This is a genomic window from Orrella sp. 11846 (assembly GCF_048820935.1).
Classification (GTDB): domain Bacteria; phylum Pseudomonadota; class Gammaproteobacteria; order Burkholderiales; family Burkholderiaceae_B; genus Algicoccus.
Window position 1 is genome coordinate 1 of record NZ_JBMERD010000072.1, and the last position, 289, is coordinate 289.

At 37.4% G+C, this 289-nt stretch carries 1 protein-coding gene; it reads left to right on the forward strand.

The genetic code is table 11. The features are described from left to right. The coding region (locus tag ACOI06_RS14660; protein WP_420663326.1) for a hypothetical protein at positions 1-230 on the forward strand (230 nt) is incomplete at its 5' end. Between the last annotated feature and the right edge of the window lie 59 nt (positions 231-289).

The following is a 289-nucleotide window of genomic DNA, read 5'->3' on the forward strand; positions in this document are numbered from 1 at the left end:
AGCTGAGTCCGAGTGTGGTGCTTACCAGTACCTTAAGTGGTTTGAAATGGATCCAAATGTTCATACTGCGCTCCTTTGAAAGAATGTTTGATTATTCTTGTGGAAAATGCCATGAAAAGACTTTCGTGGGAATCCGTTGGTATCAAGACAAACATACTGAAGCGCAACCTGCTTGGCTAGATGTTTTTATTGGGCATTTTGAATGTAGGAGAGCATTCTCAGAATCGTAAGTAAAAAAACGACAAAAATTTTACTAACGATTTTTGTTAGTTAAGAGGTCTTAACTTAT